Genomic DNA, 18180 nt, shown 5'->3' on the forward strand with positions numbered 1-18180 from the left:
CTGTTAGGAGGAGACATTATTGGATCTGCAATATCGACTCATCCATTTCATACAAGCAATCTGGAGGCAGGATGGTCAACATTTCATCACCGAGCTGTTTCGACAGTTCCTTAACCGCGAACCAGGAGCGGTAGAGAGTCAGCACTATATGAGACTGTTGACTTCTCGGCAGACCAAACTAGGTATTATCGAGCGAGTCATGTGCAGTGAGGAGGCAGAGCAGAACTACCTTAGGCCCCCTACAAGTTTTATTCCTACTCAAGCTGTTTCCGCTGCTGGTCTTATTCGGCGATTTTACGCAGCAGAGCCCTTTTTTTTCGTCCATTCTTTATATGATGAACTGTTGTGCCGCAATCCAGACTCACAGGGCTTGCGAGGCCATTTGAAGGGATTAATGGCCAAACATAGTAAGAAACTAATGCTTCGGCAATTTTTGAATACCACAGAATTTCAACAATTGCTTGCACATCCGCATCCACCGTTGAAATCGGATCCCAACGCTTCTTCTAGTCTAACAGCATTCCCGCGAACTGTTCAGCATATTGGGATTTTCTTAGCTTATCCGCACCCGCTAGCCATGGATGGTGAAGGAATTGGCCGCTTCCTCTATCGGCTTACGAGAGGAATGTTGTCCAACTTTCCACACGTGCACATTCATATTGCTGCTACTGGCTATAATTACGCCGATGCAGAACAGTCTTTCTCACCGTTAAGACCAATGTTTCCGGGCAGAGTTCATATCCACCATTCCAATAATGTAGAGCATTTCAATACGAATGTACCCGCTGAGATATGGATCGTCCCCATTATCTCGCTCGATTTGGCCATGTTTTTAAAAAAGCCGTATATTTTATGTCTGCATGATCTCGTTCATCATCAGTTTAAAGAGCTTTATTTCTCTACCTACCCAGAATTTTGTCACCGTGTGGATCGAAATGGCTATTATATTTTGCATAAAGCCGCGGCGGTTGTATCGAACTCGAATTATGTACGAACTCACCATGCAATTGGCATTGCTGGGCTGCCTGCACACAAAACGCATGTCATCCGACTTGCTCCACCTAGTGACGAGTATCAAACCTTTTCATTTATGGATCAGCAGCATTTTAGAGCGAAATATCAGCTTCATCATGAATATATCGTATTTCCAACCGTACTTCGCCTTCACAAAAATTTCGAGCGGCTTCTTGCTGCATTTATTCAATTCCGATTAACGATAGACGGATACCATTCGCGTCTGCGACTCGTCTTCACTGATCAATTGTCCAGCAGTCCAAAAGAAGCCGATGTCATGCGCATGCTGCATCATGTTCAAGATCCTGAAATTTTAAATAGTCTCATGTTCATCGGCAGAATTCCGACCTCCGACATGCCTTCTCTCTACAAATATGCAATCGGCACAATCGTGCCTACCTTGTTTGAAGGCAGCTGTCCTTTCCCTATTCTTGAATCCTTAACAGTAGGAACACCTGTCGCTGCGGCCAATCTAGAGGTGACGAACGAAATTATTCCCAATATGAGCGCCTTCCTGGCCTTCAATCCATACTCCGTAGACGAGATCGAAGCCAGTCTTCGCGCTCTATGGGTATATCGCCATACCTTAGTGCCAGGACAACAGGCAGTGATTCAAGGAGCAATGCAGCGAAGCTGGTCGGATGTTGCGAACGAATACTACGCCCTTCTCCAACATGTTATATCGAACCCGGTCTAAATCATGCCGTAATATTTCAAATAGGCAACACGGAAGACATGAATATATTGGCTTGCAATATAATCCCACGTGTCTGTTGGATCATTCATGCCTTGCACAGCAGACGATTTGTAATGACTGGAATGTTCAAAAAATAAATTCAGTGCTTGTGCGATGGAATCAGGGGATTCCGGATCGAACCAGATGATCTCCGCGCTATGTCTTGCCATATGCTCTCTCATCACAGGAATATCCGAGCACAGCACCGGTACACCAAGACGCAGCGCTTCTTCTACGGGGTAGCTTCCTCCCCCCTCCGACATGCTCGGCATAATAAGTGCTTGCGCGTTGCGAACTAGAGGAATCACGTTAGAGTCATGAATGAACCCCAGCGGATAGATGTCTGCATCCAAGCGAAGCCCTGTCCTTGATAATAAAGAAATCAGCGTAGGCACATACATTTGTTCCGGCCATTGTGGAGGGACAACTCGCAGCAATTCTGTATGATGTCCAAACAGTACGAGCGGGACTTTGTTAACTGCGGTGCACCTGGAATATCCCAACAGCAGATTATAGTGATTTTTGTGCGGAGATATATTACTTGGGTAGACCACATATTGCGGCGGGAGACGGACGGCCACATCAGGGCTCACGTTATCGCTGACGAGATGACTTATCGGATCTGCTGGCAGTATGGCGTGCGGAATAATGGTCGCGCTGTTGCCTACCTCTCCGAAATGATGGAGCAGCCTAGTCTGTACATGGCGTGAGGATACGACAATTGAGGTCATGTTACTAAGCCATTCCTTCGCTTCCCGCCAAGCCTGCTCAATAACGGCGCCTGACACATAGGGTGGTACAAAGTCAAAGACAGTTGCATCATGAAAGGTGCATATCGTCGGAAGATCTACCTTCACATAAGCAGGCCCATGCGGCCAGAAGAAATACACAACATGGCAATCTGCTAACAGCACCCTCGCTTCTGGCGATTGAATGCTTCCGTTAAAATACACAATGTCGATATTCGGGTAGCTGACCGTATCGGTTCTCTCTTTGAACTTCGTGTCAGGTGCAATGACTAATCGTACGAGATCAATATCAACCTGCCGAGCCATCGCAGGCAGCATATTCGATAGCAATCTTGCTCCGCCGCCTGCCGATATCATATTCGCGCACCATATCATAATTCTCATTATCCACACTCCCTCGGAAGCGATATCTTGTTGAACGCAGCAATCAGTTAATCCTTATGCTGCATTCTGCACTAAGATTCGTGGGAGTAGCCGTGACGCATGAAGCATGCTTCCGAGTACAATAACGATAGCTAGATTGGAGGGAATATTAGGATGGCGCAAGTTATATGGCATGGCACAGTATTCGATTCCACTGGATATGCTAAGGCAACCAGAGAATATGTACTCGCATTGCATGCTGCCGGCGTAGATGTGAGCCTTGAAACCTATCAAGGACTACCGCAAGTAGGACTTCCCCCAGATCAACGTTCTGTACTGGAGCACTTGCTGAGAAAGCGACGCAGCGCTGGTCGCCGCGTTAGTGTATATCATTATATTCCGGATCTCTGGCGGAGAAAGCTTCGGGCTTCATTCGGATTTACCTACTGGGAAACGTCGAAGATACCAGATAATTGGATTAAACAAGCAAATCAAATGAGCGGCATCCTGCTGCCTAGCATTCATAATATCAATGTTTTTCGCCAATCCGGCGTTAATGTACCGCTGCATTACGTTCGGCCCTGTCTCTCCGAACCCTATCATCCACCTTCTCCTGAGCATACACCGCAGTACGTGAATCATTTACCGCCATTCCGATTTTTGTCCGTATGTTCTTGGATTGATCGCAAAGGAATAGACATCTTGCTCAAAGCCTTCTGGAGTGAATTTACGGCGGCTGATCCGGTATGTCTCATTATTAAGACAGCAGGTACCGCAGAGGTATATCACATGATGGAGCATTGGAAGAGAGAACTGCAGCTGACACATCATCCTGCTCAGGTCTATATCGATTTAGAACTGCGCAGCGAGATGGAGATGGATGCCTTATATCGAAGCAGTCATGCATTTGTGCTGCCGAGCCGTGGAGAAGGTGTCGGCTATCCCGTATTGGAAGCCGCTATGAGGGGAGTGCCTATCATTGTAACCGGCTGGGGTGGTCATCTTGATTTCTTGAATGAATATAACAGTTACTTAATCCCCTACCACCTCGTACCCGTAAGGCCTCAGCCTTATTACCAAGGATACCAGAGTGATCAGCTGTGGGCTGAGGCTTCAGTAGACGCCCTGCGCAGCCAGATGCGGCATGTCGTTACCAATTATGCGGAAGCATCTACCAAAGGCCAAATTGCTATGCACCATACGCTCACTCATTTTTCACCTGATAAGGCAGCTCAGGATCTCATTACTGCCCTATCACGTACAACGGGCTTCACCTTTACCTAGAAGGTGAAGCCCGTATTTATTGCCTTTATTACTCCGGTCTTCCGAGATGTGCCCTAATCTGCTTCAATGCGTCTTCCAGATGTTCAGCTTTAATGGAATAGATCTGGCCTTCATAGCCCATCGAAGCATGATCATACCTGGAATCATAGTAATGCTCCAGCATGAGCGACACCGCTTCTCCATAGTTCTCCAGGCGAAGTGCTTCTGCAATTGCGTTAGCATGCGGGGTATGCATGCGCCGCTGAATGCGGGCGAATGCTTCACGGATTGCAGTCGGGTGCTTGGACGGCTCATATTCCTTCACAATATTTCTAACCCGTACCTGTATCGGCAGCTGGATATCAAGCACCGTTCCCGCCTTCTTCGCATCCATCAGAAATTCTGGCAGTATGACCTTCCCGATTCGACGACTCTCCGCCTCCAATAGGAGGCAAGGTACTCTTGCTGACTTTAACTCCTCCAGCTTCTCAAATAGCATCGCATCAAACATCTTCTGATTGTTCGGGACTTGTCCAATATGCCCAAATACAGAGCCTCGATGTCCTGCCATCTCCTCAAGATCAAGGACGGGATACCCTTCCGCTTGAAGCTGCCGAAGCATATCTGTCTTCCCTGTCCCCGTATGTCCGGACAGGACAATGCACGGTATTCGCCAGTCATAGTTCACCAGCGACTCTTGTATCCATTGTCGGTAGGTGCGTATTCCCCCTGACAATCGGTATGGCTTCAATCCCATTAGAGACATCACAGTAGCCATCGTACGGCTTCGCATGCCGCCCCGCCAGCAGTAGATGATGGTCGTCCCTCGAAGCTCCTTGAACTGCTTATATAATGATGGAAGCTTGGCTGACGCGATCTCTAACCCACGTTCCTTGGCCGCTTCTACACTTACTTGCTTGTATATCGTTCCGATCTCCGCCCGTTCTTCATTCGTGAACAAAGGAATATTGATGCTTCCCGGTATTCGGAATTCCTCGAATTCTCCTGGCGAACGCACATCAACAAGCGTTGCCTCCTTGTCCCGCAATGCCATACACTGCTCTAATGAAATATCGTGCATATCTCTCACCTCTTGTTGTCTCTTACAATCTCGTGATATCGAACTATTGTTAAGACTATAGCATTCCGCCCAAGAAATCCACTCTGACAATCGCCGTGCCCTTTTTTACGTTAGGTACATATGTAGTAATAACCCATGATTGCCATCATTGTCTGTTTCCCAGGAGGTGTTTCACATCACGACCGTTAAGGCAGTTATATTAGCTGGCGGAACTGGAACTCGTTTCTGGCCTTTCAGCCGCGCAGATTACCCAAAGCAATTTTTGCCGATTCTTCATCAACAATCGATGCTTGCTGACACGGTGCAGCGAATGCTTCAATATTTACCGCTGGAACATATATATATCGTATCCCTTGAAGAATACATCCCTATTATCCGAAAGCAGCTTCCTGCCTTCCCGCTGCAGAACATTATTGTGGAGCCTATGGCGAGAGATACCGCTGCATGCATCGGTCTTTCCGCGCTTCAATTAAGTGCAGATGACGAAGATCCCATTCTGATTACCTTACCTTCCGATCACTATATTTCGGATCCTGATGCTTTTCACGAAGCACTGCGCACCGCCGTCTATCGTGCAGATCAGGAACGATGTGTTGTTACTTTGGGGGTGAAGCCAACACGCCCTGAGACGGGATACGGATATATCCGTATCCAACAGAACAGCCCTACCCCTACTAACGGAAATGAAGCAACCGATATATCCACTCCACTTACCCCAGTTGAGAAATTCATCGAGAAGCCAGAACTGTCTGTTGCAAACAATATTTTTGCTGATGGCTGCCACTATTGGAATACAGGGACGTTCATTTGGAAAGCTTCAACCATCATGCATCTGATCCATCTGCACCTACCTGACCTGTATCGTTCCTTGTTTGATATGAAGACACTCTTAAACGATTCACATAACGGTCAACAACAGCTCGCAGCCGCATACAGTAGTCTCAAGAAGCAATCCATTGATTATGGCGTTATCGAAAAATGTGAATCCATCTACATGATTCCTGTCCATTACGGCTGGGACGATCTCGGCAATTGGAATGCACTTGAGCGCATACACCAGACCGATGAGCTCCTGAATATTGTTCATGGGCGTCATGAGGGGATCGATACGGAGCGAAGTATTATCTACGGTGCAACAAAGCAGTTAATCGCGACGGTAGGCATTGAAGACATCGTGATCGTCGCCACGGATGATGTGGTTCTCGTCTGTCCGAAAGAACGAACACAGGATATAAAAAAGATGGTGAAGCACTTGAAGCAGCGCGGATACGACACGTTCTTATAGAAAGGTGGATACGACTCGATGTTTCTTCATAATATCGGTACCATCTACGAACCAACAGGATATGCAAAGGCCAATCGGCATGTCGTGCTTGAATTGATGAAGCTGGGGGTGCAGTTTCACTATACGCCAGTTCATTCCGAAACAGTCAGGGTTCCTATGACCCCCGATATCGAGGCGGCCTTGCAGGCGATATCGCACACTCCATTGCCAGAGCCCCATATCGTATTTACGCATTACCCTGCGATCCAATTTGTGAAGGACATTCGCCATTACTCAATCGGAATGACGATGTACGAATGCAGCCGTCTCCCGTTCATGTGGTCTCGAAGATGCAGCAATATGGATGAAGTATGGGTACCGTCCACCTTCAATCGAGATACCTTCCACCGGTCTGGAGTCCCGCTGCACAAGATTCACGTCATGCCTTACGGAATCGATTCGAACTTGTTTGCTCCCGGTCACCCCCCATTCCCTATTCCGGGCCAACGAAGCTATACCTTCTTATCCGTCTGTTCCTTCGATGACCGCAAAGGCATTGATATCTTACTTACCGCCTTCCTTGAAGAGTTCGCAGAGTCCGAGGATGTATGTCTCATTATCAAAACGCGTGCAACCACTGAAGAGGAGATCGGCAGACAGCAAGCCTATATTGACGCTATCGCCTTCAAGACAGCCGGAAAGTCTCGCTCATCTGTCATTCTCATCTCAGCGATTCACAGTTGGAGCGAGCAGCAGTTAGCTATGCTCTATAACAGTGCAGACAGCTATGTGCTTCCTACACGTGGAGAAGGATGGAGCTTAACCGTAATGGAGGCAATGGCCTCGGGTCTCCCTGTCATTACAACGCGTTGGTCAGCTCATCTTGATTTCGTCAACGATGCGAACGGATACCTCATCTCCGTACAGAAGTTCGCTCCCGCCCACCCTACGAATTCCAGAATGCTGTGGGCAGTTCCAGATGCTATGCATCTAAGACAGCTGATGAGGCATGTATATATGAACCGGGAAGAAGCAGCAGCTAAGGCTGCCCTCGGCCGAAATACGGTAAAGGAGCAATTCACATGGCAAGCAAGCGCAGCCCGCATGCTTCATCGCTTGGCGGAAATAGCCGCGCGTTAAAAAGGGAGATGGCAACGCTATGATCAGCGTCATTGTTCCTACGATCCATCACACCGATCTCGTTAAACATTGTGTGCACAGCTTCATCCATACCGTACATGAGCTGCCCTACGAGATCATCGTTGTCGATGATGGCAGTCCTGCCGCGATTCAAGAAGAACTGGCACGATGGGCTGCTCCGCTCCAGGTGCAATTCATTGCAAAGCCTCATAATCATGGATTCAGCCATACTGTCAACGCTGGCATCCAGCATGCCAAGGGACAATATATTCTGCTCGTCAACAATGACGTGTTCTTCCACGAGCCCGGGTGGCTCCATCATATGGTTGCAACCATGAACAGTGATGCAGCAATCGGCATCGTAGGAGCGAGGCTCCTCTATCCTGATATGACCATACAGCATGGCGGTGTTATCCCGACAGCGAAGGGGCATTTTGACCACCGCTACCGCCGACAGTCAGCTGATTATGAGCCTGCATTAGCCGTAGAAGATATGAATGCCGTAACCGGTGCATTAATGCTAATACGCAAGCAGCTCCTCGACCAGATTGGGCTATTGTCCGAGGAATTCTTCATCGCCTTCGAGGATGTTGACCTCTGTTATCGCGCTAAGGTGCACGGCTCCCGTGTCGTGTATTGCGGAACGGCTAGTGCCATCCATGCGGAAGGGTATACCCGCGGTACGACAAAAGCGAACAAGAATCTATATTGGAGACAAAAAGAAATGGAAGCTCGAAAAAAATTCTGGATGAAATGGGGAGGGAAAATCATCCGATGACAGCTCCTCTGGAAGTCGTATATGTGCTTGAACTGACCGGATTGTCTGGCGGCATCCGCAACGTATTCGAGCAGGTCAACCGCCTGCATGATATGGGGGTCAACGTACAATTATTCGCACTCGATAAGCAGCCTACTTGGTTCCCGCTCAAGGTGCCCGTACGGCGCTTCGGCAATTATCCATCCATGATGCGTGCGCTGACGCCAATGAATTGTATTAAGGTAGCCACCTGGTGGAAGACGCTTGCTGCCGTATGGCATAGCTGCGATCGCAAGCGCGGCGGCAACGGTGTGCCGGTATATCTGGTGCAAGATATTGAGGAGAGTTATTACCCGAACTGGAATGATATGCAGGAGCGAGTTCGCAATACGTACCGTGTGCCCGTGCATATGCTGACGATAGCGGATTGGACGACCAGACAATTGCTGGAGCGGTTCCAGAAGCATGCAAACAACATTTCCATTGCAGTTGATTTCGACCTGTATAAGCCGAATCGCACTCATGACTATGATCCATTCCGTATTCTTGCCTGCAGCCGCCGCAGCCAACACTTGAAGGGATTCGACATTACGGTTCAAGCTGCGAAGGATGTGTGCTCCAGACTGCCACAAGCATCTATGGTCACCTTTGGCGTAGAACCTCCCCATCTGCACGGCATTCCTCATGGCCATTTCTCTCATCCGGATGACCACCATGTTGCCTACTTATATGCCAACTGCGGAGTATTTGTCCAAACCTCCTATCACGAAGGCTTCGGGCTTCCAATATTGGAGGCTATGGCTTGTGGCGCCCCTGTCGTGACCACGAAGGCGGAAGGAAATGAAGAATTCTGCCATAATGAATGGAATTGCATCCTTGTAGACAAAGGAGATGTTGCCGGGGTTGCACAAGGGATCCTGCGCATATTAACCGATCCACAATTCGCCGCACATCTCACAACGAATGCCATGACAACGGTACAACACTATAATTGGCCGCGTGTGATGCATAATCTGCTTACGGTATTTCACGCCGTGACACCTCAATTGCAGCAGTGAATGCATATGAAATAAGCCCCCTCCGAACCTCGGAGCGGGGCTTACTTTATGTGCAGCATATCCTAATTCCTTATTCCCACTTGATAGTGAATGCCGGCAAATACCTCATTCCATACTTGATCACAAGCAGCATCCCATCCGATGGGCAGCTCTAATCCGCATGTATTCGCAAGCGGCCATTCCTTGTCGATGATCCGATGCTCATTTCCGGGATTGACAACCAGCAATCTGAATTGATGCTTCACAAGAGATGCCAATGCTGCTTCCAGTTCCGCTGCCTCGTCATATGATGCATTAAATCGGAAGTAGAAGATACGCTTGCTATGCTCCGCCTTATCTAGAAATCGATGAATTCTCCGCTGAATCGTCTCAATAAATTTCGGATATTTCAACGCGATCCCTCTCCGACGTTCTGTGTACAAAAAATCATGAACTGATTGTACACCATACACCCGGTCTAATATACAATAATTATGACGTTTAAAAATGATGCTCTCCACCACTAAATGATCCGGATGCATGAACTTGGCAAAGCGATTTCGAAGCAATAAGCTTACACCAGGTGTCCAATTGGAGTACATCCAATCCACGACACCACTGTACGGCCGCAAGCCATAGCGTTCCAGCCGTTGAGCCGTATAGCAGTTCGACCCCAAACTGTACACGGCATCGTATACGCCTTTTACATCAGACAATCGCAAGGCAATCTCCTCCACTACGTAAGGTTGAACGGTGTCCTATAGGTTTCCTCGGCCATTTTGCCGCCCCACTTCAACTCATAATACCGCTCGTACAAGGGCCAAGTCGTATCAATGATAAAATTGTAATGAGCATCCGATTTCCTCGTTGAGCTTCCATGATGATCGACAGGCAAGCCCGTGAACACTTCATCATATCCTGCCAACCTAAGCCTGCGATGATAGTCTATATCGGCGAAATAACTGCTGAATACCGTGTCCCATGATCCCGCTGCTCTAACTGCCTCCATATTGTAAGCAGCAAGCGCATCGAAGTTCGTTAAGGCAAGCCCCCACTTCCGCCCACTGTTCTTCAACTCCTCAAGCACTCCTAGAAATGCTTCTGGCGTACCCGAATGAGCCTCCGCATCGTTATGCATATAGAACACAGAATCGGCCCCCTGATCGAGAGCCACCCTCTGAAACCAATTCATAGATTGGGTAAACGTCAGCGATACAGGGGGCTCATATACGGTTACGCGCCGAGATAATTCAGAATCATATCTCAAATCGTGCGCGGGAGAGTTATCCAATACGTAAGTATGCTTCCAATACAGTTCGATACTGTCCAAAGCCCGATACAGCAGATCCTTACGGTTCACGTACGGAATTCCCACAACGTAACGCAATGCTGATCACTCCTCATATACAAATTCATTAAGCTTTCCTTATACCTTTATAGATAGCGAATCCGCTCCGCTATTTTCTTCGCCGAGTTCTCCCACGTCCAGTGCGACAGCACAAGCTGGGATACGGCCAGACTTCGCTCTTTCACCACTTCTTGATTCTCGTACACAAAACGCATGACATGAGCTAGATGCTCAAAATCCGGCTCCGCCCATTGAAATCCTGTATAATACGGACATTTCGCCACGGCCGGAATCAATCGCTTCACTTGAATGGGGAAGCCCGTTTGGATGTTCAAAAAGTCCCGCTGCGCACTCCAATCCGTCGCGATAACAGGAATGCCGCAAGCCATCGATTCCAGTATTGGCATTCCCCAGCCTTCTCCCCTTGTAGGCAGCACGAAGCAATCCGCTGAACGATACAAGCTGCCAAGCAAATAAGAAGGAATGGTCTGATTTTCGATAATAATGATTTTGGACTCTGCATGCTTTAGATTCAGCTTGCGAATCTCGGCACGCACGTTTACTTCCGGGTCTTTGTTCGTAATTTTGCAGACAAGCACCACATCATCGAAGGCGAATTCATTGGCGAACGTTCGCAGCATTTCTTCCGGTGCTTTGCGTTCCCCCCACTCGAATACACTTAAGAATGTAAACTTCTCAGAGAACCGGAAAGCACGAATATCCGGGTTGAAATAGTTAGGATCAACCCCTAATGGGATAACATGAATCGGAACATGCACGCCGCTGTTGCGGAAGGTTTCTACATTGAAGCTGGATGGAACCCACACTTCATTCATGCGGTTGCACTGACGCACCCACTCTTCAGGCAGGCCGTCTACTTCCAGCATCGTATAGCCGATCTTGTACCTGCCTTCATTTTTGAAGAACACATCTCCCTGCCCGTACACTACTTCAGGTGCTGATTCATTCCTCTTTCGCATGCTAAATAGATTCACACGATAATCATCGCTCATATTCGGTTCCTTCGTATGGAACGGTGTTCCAGGGCCGTATACATAGCGATAATGCATCTTCACACGCTGTTCGTCGAGAGCAATCATGAGGTTGCGGGAGGAATTCGCATAACCGCTTGGCAGGTTCACAATCGAATGCCAATTCAGCTGTGTATGATACTCTCCTGCAAGCTGGTGGCCCCACTTGCCATGGAAGATGCCCTGCGACTGCAAGAATAATTGGTTGAAATCGATGTTGTTTACCTTCGTAGAGGTGTTCTGCGCATGAACGAGCGTTACTCTTCCATCATAGACAACCCGGAAACCAGCGGCTAATGCCCGCAAGCAATAATCGGTGTCCTCGAAATATGCAAAATAAGCGGTATCCAATGAACCGATTAGATTAATCAGCTCACGCTTTATATAGGCACACGCAAATACAACCCCTTGCACATCACGTACACCTTCATATTGACGAATATCTGTCTGTTGTCCACCAATCTGTTGTCCCCAACATGTATCCTCGAAAATATATGTCCCTGCATGCTGAAGCTTCCCGTCTTCACCACGCAATCTGCAGCCTACAACACCGATATTGGGAGCTTGAAAGGCCGTCTCCTGCAAGCGCTCCAGCCAATCTGCCTGTGTAATCAGAATGTCGTTATTCAGCAGCAGAATATCACTGTCTAGATCACAATGAGCAATTGCCAAATTGTTTCCAGCCGTAAACCCTATATTTTGTGGACTCTCAATTAACGTAACCCACTTCAAACCTCGAAGATAGTCCACACTTCCATCCGTGCTTCCATTGTCCAGCACCACAACATCCACCAATTCATGCGCAGCCAATGGGGAAAGCGAAGCGATGCATTGCTTCGTATGTTCCAGTCCATTCCATGTCAGGATGACAATTGATACTTTGCGCCGCAGCGGCGGAGCCGGAGCACGATTGCCGATCGTCTTGGCAGGAGGGTATTCCATAATTTCGAATCGTTCAAAATCAACCGGACCATTATGTCTTGGGGCCTGTGGGGCATGGAGCAGCATCTGACATTCCGGCGATACCAGAATCCCCATTAAGATTGACATTCGCGGCTTCCCCTGTCTCAGCATGAAGTAATAGTGCCGGAAGGCACCGTCCTCCACCTCTCTACACAGCATCTCTCGGTACAGCTCATGCGGAAATTCGTTTGGATCGATTGTCAATAAGGTATAAATTCGATGAAAGATACGAAACGGAGTGCCGACCATGTCGACGGCAACTTCACCAGCGAATGTCTGTTTCAACTCTTTGCTTTTCAGGAAATGGGTAACAATGGTCATCTTCGTGTGCCCTGCGCGAAGCAGTGCAGTAAAATGGCTCAATCCTGGATAATCCGGCTCTCTATTTAACACCTGTCTATATAGCTCCGACACAAATGCTTCTTCTTCCAAGCGGAACATCTGGTGTAACGTCTGGATGATATTCAAACTCGATCCCTCCATACACATTACGGATGATACGGTCATTTACATTAGTGTATTAGCACAGGTTCCAATTTGCCTGTGTATTTGACAGAAACGGGCGCGAAATAACAATTGGATGTACGCCTAATCAACATCTCCATCATCGCTGAATACAGTGAGTACTAGATTTAGGTGATGGTACATGAATAAGGAGTGAAGAAATGAGACAAATCGTTAAAAATTTGGTGAAAATATGTTCGGACATTCTTCCATATGAAGTGCCAGTATATGAATTTGGAGCGTATCAAGTGCAAGGTCAGGAAGGATTCGCTGATTTGCGCCCCTTCTTCCCTGACAAACCTTATGTCGGCTGTGATATGCGGCCAGGTGTGGGTGTAGATGCGATTTTGGATCTTCATCATATCGACCTCCCTGCGGAGACGGCAGGGCTTGTAATCTCCTTGGATACGCTTGAGCATGTGGAAGATCCCCGTCTTGCCATGCAAGAGGTTCATCGCATCTTAAAACCAAATGGCATTGCCATTATTACCTCGGTCATGAATTTCCCAATTCATGATTATCCAGCCGATTATTGGCGCTTCACACCCCAAGCATTCGCCAGCATCTTGAAGCCATTCGATACGGTAATAACCGACTATGCCGGGGAAGAACTATTCCCTCACACCGTCATCGGTATCGGCATTAAGGGCAATGCCGTACCTGCCGAGACGATTAACTCGCTCCAGCAATACTTGGACATGTGGAGAGCTGCAAGCTATCACCAGCATTAACAGCTCGGGGGAGGGGAAGTTCAATGAGCTACTTTTTGAACCAAAATCCAGCTTATCAACAATACCAAATCGGCGATTGGTCCTACGGCTACCCTAACGTACTCACATGGGGTGAGAAAGCAACATTAACGATTGGAAAATTCTGTTCCTTCGCTTCGAATACGACGATCATGCTGGGCGGAGAACATAATGTGGACTGGGTTACTACCTACCCCTTCAACCCAATATTCCCCAATGCAGCAGGCTTCCTTGGACATCCCAAAACAAAGGGTGATGTTACGATTGGCCACGATGTATGGATTGGCTTCGACTCGCTGATTCTCTCTGGAGTATCAATTGGAAATGGTGCAGTCATTGCAGCAAGGAGCATCGTTACGAAGAGCATTCCTGCTTATGCGATTGCCGGCGGCAACCCGGCTCGTGTGATTCGTTATCGCTTCCCACCTTCCATCATTGACGATTTGCAGCGTATCGCATGGTGGGATTGGCCACTAGAGTACATCACAGTCGCTTGGCCCCTCCTTCTCTCCAATAGAATCGAGGATTTCATTCGCACGTACAAAACGTGGTGATCATGGGAGGCAACAGAAGTGATTTATTTCTGGAATCAGGTCGTACATCCTATTCTTCAGCTGACAAGGCCGAAAGTGATCGTAGAAATAGGATGTGCCCAAGGATATAACACCGTTAATTTGCTCGAATATGTAAAGCCGATGGAGAACGGTCAGCTAGTGGCAATCGATCCCTCTCCCCTGTTCGATATTGAACGAATGAAGCAGTTATATGGCCATAAATTCCTTCTCGTGCAAGATTACAGCCTGAAAGTCCTACCGCACATTCACACATGCGATGCCGCGTTTATTGACGGGGATCATAATTGGTATACCGTGTACAACGAACTGAAGCAATTCGAGCGCATCAAGAAGTTCCCGATCATCTTCCTTCATGATCTGGAATGGCCTTATGGCAGGCGAGATATGTATTATTTCCCTGAATCAATTCCGGCGGAGTTCCGCAAGCCGAGCGCTAAGAAGGGAATCTTGCCAGGAATCAATGAGCTTGTAGACAATGGACATAATGATTCTGTCCACAACGCGGCATATGAAAATGGAGATCGTAACGGAGTATTGACTGCAGTAGAAGATTTTATGAAGGGAGCCCAAATCCCGCTCCAGCTGCATCGCGTACGCAGCCAGTTCGGACTAGGCATCATTGTGCCAGACATTACAGAAACACATCATTACTTCAATCGCGAAATACGCCGAATAATTGAACAATCCGGTCTGTAATGCAACCGTTCTATGTATCTCTAGCCACAGATTCTCCTTTTATCTGCGGCTAGAATACACCCTATGCTATTATAATCCCGAAGCTGCAAGAATCGTTTGGACATGTATATCGATCGATGGGTGCTTCGGTGCAATAATACCTAGCCCGCTATTGGACAAGGCTTGATGATAGCTGACGTACCAAGGCGTCTGCTGCAGGAAGTCCTCAACAGCAGTCAACACGCCATTGCGAGCTCCTCCTTCATAGAGTGCATTATTCAGTAAATTGTTTGCCCCTGCGCCATGAACGAGCTGCGATTGACCTGATACCATCCCCATCTTCGCATAAGGGTGCACAAAACCTGCGGGAATCGATTCCGGGAAATAATACATATCTCTTCTACCATACGGCCATTGTGTGTCATGCAGAAAAACTAGCGGGAACCGTTCCTGCTGCTGAGCCATTATCTCAACTAACTTCAGTTCATGATATACGGTATACCAATTATGATCCCCATCAATTAGGATACAATCAAATTGCTTCAGGTGCGGAAGAATCTCTAAACTATAGTCCAGCAGCATATGAAATTCCTTGTGGAAATGCATCTTAAACTGCTGAATATCAAATCTCGGTGCTGGATCTATAACAAATAATTCACCATTCACCGCACGACAATACTGCAATAAGTTGCTCGTATTTAAACCATGCTCCGCACCAATCTCTACGATTCTCTTCACACCAAATGATTGCAAAAGTGGAAGTATAATTTTTTCCCAAAATGCAAGCACCTTACTCACCTCCGTATATCACTATATGCGATTCAACGAACTTGGTATAAACATTCTTCCCTAGACGATCAAAATGGGACTCGCTATGTTCGAGCGAGAATTTCAATCCTAGATGTGAAGATGATTGAATACATTGAAATGAAGAGCTTGTGCGAACCTAGGGGGTGTAATCCGATGACGCGTATGTTGTTATCGAACCGATATCATTTCTCCTCGTTGCAGATGAGAGATGGCAGCTTAGTATTCGAACCACAGGAGCATTGTCTCCTTGAATGCCCTAAGCCGGTGATATACCACGATGCGGCCGGTCCGTTTGGCGTGTGTCAGGATGACGCACATTATGTTCATCTCGTGTATGTGAATAGGGATGACCAGCTCATTCATGTCTCAATCAATCCCTATTCACTTCAGACGCACAAGCGCGAAATAGCAGGCCTGTTCAAGCACGTCCTGCATATTCAACTGACGAATTGCCACAATCAGCTTCATGCTGTGATTCAATACCGTTCCCGTATTGAGTATGTATCGTTATCTGGCATTCATTGGTCAACCGCAGACGTCCTATATGATGGCGAAGAGATCCATTCCCTCCGTCTATTCGCACATCAAGATCATATCTGGCTGTGCACTGCATTAATAACGGCGGCGCCTCCCCATCAGCAACTACGTCTGCTCTTGCAATCGTTCCATACAGCATCCAGTCGATGGCTGCCTTCGACTTCATTGCCTGTTGTCCCACTGGAATCGAGGGAAGATTTCTTAGCCTATGATCTCTACTCTGTACAAGGGCGACTTGGAATGTTCCAGTTTCAGCGCATTGGGAACAAGCTCTTATTTGCAGCATATGAATGGAATAAGCAAAAGGAATGGACAATGACGGCTCATAGCCAAACAATCATCCCTCCCACTCTAGCAGCACAAGTCATATGTGCATACGATCATGGTTTGTACCGCTTAAGCTGGGTAACAGAAGACTTGCTGTTCCGCATTCATTACAGCATCCATCAAGAAGAATGGAGCGACTTATATACAACAGCAATTCCGTGTCCTGCAATCTCGACATGTATCTATGACAAGCAGCCAGGTCGCGATGGCCCTACCGTATGGATTGCTTCTGACCAGCAAACAACGCCCGACTTCACCGGATTTGCAGCACCCGCAGTCATGCAGGGATACCGAGCAACACGCGACCTCACTCACAGTATCGATTCAGCCGAAGCAGTCATCGCTTCTATCGTACACATGAGAGAATGTTGCAGAATAAGAAAGAGGGAACTTGTCCAATTGAAGCAAATCCAGAAGGAGCAGCAAGCCACAGCGGACCGACTGACAGAACGAATCGCTGCCTTGCAGGAGGAAGTTCAAGTGCGCCTTGCCATTCAGGAGCTTAGTGAGAAGAATACATTATTAATGAAGAAAGAAGATAAGATAGTCGCTCGAAGCGGCATGAAAGAACAATTATCACGCATTGTATTCAAACTATCGAACCCCCGCTAAGGAGGAGCTTGTGATGATGAATAATCCGGAAACTTCCATTGATGTGATCCTGCAAACTGCAGCCGATGTTGATCTGGAGACGCGCAGAATCTGCTTGATTACCCATATCAAATTTCGCAATATTTCAGCTCAGCCTGTGTCGTTGTCTCATATTTTGCTAACGCTATCTCCAAGCCGATTCTCAGTGGTGAGCGGGAAAATTGTACCCCCGCAGCATGCTCTGGTGTTTGGTCTCCATAAGAAAGGCAATCAGCAAACGGGCTGGAAATTCGATCGGGATGATTGGTTCTCGAACGGACGCAAAAACGGGGAGTACCGGATTGAGCCTGTCCAGCCTCTTCTGCTCCCCCCACGAATCTGGTCAGACATAAGAGATATTCATATAGAATGCGATATCGATCACCTCATCACCCCGCTCCACATACACGCTTATGTATGTGCAGGAGGCAAGCAGTTCCCTGCCGCGAATCCAAGCAGTATCAGCTTCCGAGCTGCTGTTCATCCATAATTGGTCTATTCTAAACTACATGAATGACGAGTATCTTGACATAAGTTTGTACGAATGAATCTAGTAATTCATCCAATCTTATGACGAGTCCCTTTCATACATTAACAGTGTAGAAAGAATTCTAGCAGGTTCTTTCG

The 18180-nt window shown here is 47.6% G+C and carries 17 protein-coding genes; 11 read left to right on the forward strand and 6 right to left on the reverse strand.

The window, feature by feature from the left end:
* Positions 1 to 19 precede the first annotated feature (19 nt).
* A complete protein-coding gene (locus tag PBN151_RS00355; RefSeq protein WP_072727212.1) occupies positions 20 to 1711 on the forward strand; it encodes a DUF4214 domain-containing protein in 1692 nt (563 codons plus the stop codon).
* Here PBN151_RS00355 and PBN151_RS00360 read toward each other — a convergent pair.
* Positions 1708 to 2883 (reverse strand): glycosyltransferase, encoded by a 1176-nt coding sequence (locus PBN151_RS00360; RefSeq protein WP_072727213.1) that lies wholly within the window; start codon positions 2881 to 2883, stop codon positions 1708 to 1710. The two genes, PBN151_RS00355 and PBN151_RS00360, sit on opposite strands and share 4 nt — an antisense overlap.
* Before the next feature lie 153 nt (positions 2884 to 3036).
* Here PBN151_RS00360 and PBN151_RS00365 point away from each other — a divergent pair, with 153 nt between their 5' ends.
* Positions 3037 to 4146 carry a glycosyltransferase family 4 protein gene (locus tag PBN151_RS00365; protein ID WP_072727214.1) on the forward strand — a complete coding sequence of 370 codons (1110 nt, stop codon included), beginning with the start codon at positions 3037 to 3039 and terminating at the stop codon, positions 4144 to 4146.
* 28 nt (positions 4147 to 4174) lie between these two features.
* On the opposite strand, the gene mnmH is transcribed toward PBN151_RS00365, so the two are convergent.
* Positions 4175 to 5206 carry a tRNA 2-selenouridine(34) synthase MnmH gene (gene mnmH, locus PBN151_RS00370; RefSeq protein ID WP_072727215.1) on the reverse strand — a complete coding sequence of 344 codons (1032 nt, stop codon included), beginning with the start codon at positions 5204 to 5206 and terminating at the stop codon, positions 4175 to 4177.
* Positions 5207 to 5372: 166 nt separating this feature from the next.
* On the opposite strand from mnmH, the gene PBN151_RS00375 reads away from it, so the two are divergent.
* The 4 genes from PBN151_RS00375 to PBN151_RS00390 are packed head-to-tail and all read left to right on the forward strand — an operon-like array spanning position 5373 to position 9425.
* Positions 5373 to 6491: a mannose-1-phosphate guanylyltransferase gene (locus tag PBN151_RS00375; RefSeq protein ID WP_227774233.1), complete on the forward strand. Its 1119-nt coding sequence runs from the start codon at positions 5373 to 5375 to the stop codon at positions 6489 to 6491.
* 18 nt (positions 6492 to 6509) lie between these two features.
* Entirely contained in the window at positions 6510 to 7610 is a 1101-nt protein-coding gene (locus PBN151_RS00380; RefSeq protein WP_072727216.1) for a glycosyltransferase, read from the forward strand.
* Between the two features lie 19 nt (positions 7611 to 7629).
* Positions 7630 to 8388, forward strand: a complete 759-nt coding sequence (locus PBN151_RS00385) for a glycosyltransferase family 2 protein (RefSeq protein WP_072727217.1) — start codon at positions 7630 to 7632, stop codon at positions 8386 to 8388.
* Entirely contained in the window at positions 8385 to 9425 is a 1041-nt protein-coding gene (locus PBN151_RS00390) for a glycosyltransferase family 4 protein (protein WP_072727218.1), read from the forward strand. The genes PBN151_RS00385 and PBN151_RS00390 overlap by 4 nt, the downstream gene beginning before the upstream one ends.
* A 62-nt stretch (positions 9426 to 9487) precedes the next feature.
* Here the strand turns inward: PBN151_RS00390 and PBN151_RS00395 are convergent, their stop codons facing one another.
* The 3 genes from PBN151_RS00395 to PBN151_RS00405 are packed head-to-tail and all read right to left on the reverse strand — an operon-like array spanning position 9488 to position 13214.
* Complete coding sequence (locus tag PBN151_RS00395) at positions 9488 to 10120, reverse strand: DUF1796 family putative cysteine peptidase (protein ID WP_227774237.1); 633 nt, start codon at positions 10118 to 10120, stop codon at positions 9488 to 9490.
* Between the two features lie 20 nt (positions 10121 to 10140).
* Positions 10141 to 10791, reverse strand: a complete 651-nt coding sequence (locus tag PBN151_RS00400) for a glycosyltransferase family 2 protein (protein ID WP_072727220.1) — start codon at positions 10789 to 10791, stop codon at positions 10141 to 10143.
* Between the two features lie 47 nt (positions 10792 to 10838).
* Positions 10839 to 13214, reverse strand: coding sequence for a DUF4214 domain-containing protein (locus PBN151_RS00405; RefSeq protein WP_083544741.1), 2376 nt, complete (start codon positions 13212 to 13214; stop codon positions 10839 to 10841).
* A gap of 197 nt (positions 13215 to 13411) precedes the next feature.
* Here PBN151_RS00405 and PBN151_RS00410 point away from each other — a divergent pair, with 197 nt between their 5' ends.
* The 3 genes from PBN151_RS00410 to PBN151_RS00420 are packed head-to-tail and all read left to right on the forward strand — an operon-like array spanning position 13412 to position 15270.
* Positions 13412 to 13981: a class I SAM-dependent methyltransferase gene (locus tag PBN151_RS00410; protein ID WP_072727221.1), complete on the forward strand. Its 570-nt coding sequence runs from the start codon at positions 13412 to 13414 to the stop codon at positions 13979 to 13981.
* Between the two features lie 23 nt (positions 13982 to 14004).
* Positions 14005 to 14553: a CatB-related O-acetyltransferase gene (locus tag PBN151_RS00415; protein WP_072727222.1), complete on the forward strand. Its 549-nt coding sequence runs from the start codon at positions 14005 to 14007 to the stop codon at positions 14551 to 14553.
* A gap of 18 nt (positions 14554 to 14571) precedes the next feature.
* Complete coding sequence (locus PBN151_RS00420; RefSeq protein ID WP_072727223.1) at positions 14572 to 15270, forward strand: class I SAM-dependent methyltransferase; 699 nt, start codon at positions 14572 to 14574, stop codon at positions 15268 to 15270.
* 69 nt (positions 15271 to 15339) lie between these two features.
* Here PBN151_RS00420 and PBN151_RS00425 read toward each other — a convergent pair whose 3' ends face one another.
* Positions 15340 to 16038, reverse strand: coding sequence for a class I SAM-dependent methyltransferase (locus PBN151_RS00425; protein WP_021254493.1), 699 nt, complete (start codon positions 16036 to 16038; stop codon positions 15340 to 15342).
* Between the two features lie 174 nt (positions 16039 to 16212).
* On the opposite strand from PBN151_RS00425, the gene PBN151_RS00430 reads away from it, so the two are divergent.
* Positions 16213 to 17535 (forward strand): hypothetical protein, encoded by a 1323-nt coding sequence (locus tag PBN151_RS00430; RefSeq protein WP_072727224.1) that lies wholly within the window; start codon positions 16213 to 16215, stop codon positions 17533 to 17535.
* Between the two features lie 13 nt (positions 17536 to 17548).
* On the forward strand, positions 17549 to 18043 hold the full coding sequence (locus PBN151_RS00435; RefSeq protein ID WP_072727225.1) for a hypothetical protein: 495 nt from the start codon (positions 17549 to 17551) through the stop codon (positions 18041 to 18043).
* The last annotated feature ends 137 nt before the right edge of the window (positions 18044 to 18180 follow it).

Origin of the sequence: Paenibacillus sp. NAIST15-1 (assembly GCF_001894745.1) — a bacterium.
Lineage (GTDB): Bacteria > Bacillota > Bacilli > Paenibacillales > Paenibacillaceae > Paenibacillus_B > Paenibacillus_B suaedae.

Coding starts and splice junctions, on each gene's coding strand:
- PBN151_RS00360 (WP_072727213.1), bottom strand. CDS start 2,883: ATGAGAATTATGATATGGTGCGCGAATATGATATCGGCAGGCGGCGGA.
- PBN151_RS00365 (WP_072727214.1), top strand. CDS start 3,037: ATGGCGCAAGTTATATGGCATGGCACAGTATTCGATTCCACTGGATAT.
- mnmH (WP_072727215.1), bottom strand. CDS start 5,206: ATGCACGATATTTCATTAGAGCAGTGTATGGCATTGCGGGACAAGGAG.
- PBN151_RS00380 (WP_072727216.1), top strand. CDS start 6,510: ATGTTTCTTCATAATATCGGTACCATCTACGAACCAACAGGATATGCA.
- PBN151_RS00385 (WP_072727217.1), top strand. CDS start 7,630: ATGATCAGCGTCATTGTTCCTACGATCCATCACACCGATCTCGTTAAA.
- PBN151_RS00390 (WP_072727218.1), top strand. CDS start 8,385: ATGACAGCTCCTCTGGAAGTCGTATATGTGCTTGAACTGACCGGATTG.
- PBN151_RS00410 (WP_072727221.1), top strand. CDS start 13,412: ATGAGACAAATCGTTAAAAATTTGGTGAAAATATGTTCGGACATTCTT.
- PBN151_RS00415 (WP_072727222.1), top strand. CDS start 14,005: ATGAGCTACTTTTTGAACCAAAATCCAGCTTATCAACAATACCAAATC.
- PBN151_RS00430 (WP_072727224.1), top strand. CDS start 16,213: ATGACGCGTATGTTGTTATCGAACCGATATCATTTCTCCTCGTTGCAG.
- PBN151_RS00435 (WP_072727225.1), top strand. CDS start 17,549: ATGATGAATAATCCGGAAACTTCCATTGATGTGATCCTGCAAACTGCA.